This window comes from Leucobacter sp. M11 (assembly GCF_035726885.1).
In the GTDB taxonomy this organism is placed as follows: domain Bacteria; phylum Actinomycetota; class Actinomycetes; order Actinomycetales; family Microbacteriaceae; genus JAPFRB01.
In genome coordinates this window covers 159,472-159,758 of record NZ_JAPFRB010000006.1, presented here as the reverse complement: position 1 = coordinate 159,758, position 287 = coordinate 159,472, and the positions used below count along the sequence as shown (strand labels likewise).

The 287-nt window shown below is 78.0% G+C and carries 1 pseudogene; it reads right to left on the bottom strand.

Features of this window, described 5'->3' with window-relative positions:
* A pseudogene (locus OOT08_RS17820) lies at positions 1-287 on the bottom strand (hypothetical protein); the annotation flags it as partial.

The window sequence follows — 287 nt, the reverse complement described above, 5'->3', positions numbered from 1 at the left end:
CGACATCCGCCGGGTCAGCGAGCGTCCGCAGGGCGAGCGCAATGATGAGCAGGGCTTCCGAGGTGCCCGCCGTGATGAGCACCTCGTCCGGCGTGCAGTGGATGCCGCGGGCCAGCCGCGCGTGCCGCGCCAACTCCGCGCGCAGCCGGGCATCCCCCGGGGGCTCTGGCGGATCCGAACGCAGGGGCAGCCGGGCCGCGATGGCCTGCGCCCGCCGCCAGTCCCGCGGCGGCTCGGGGTCCGCGTGCGGTCGGCCCGAGACCAGATCCACGGCCGCGGCGGCCGCG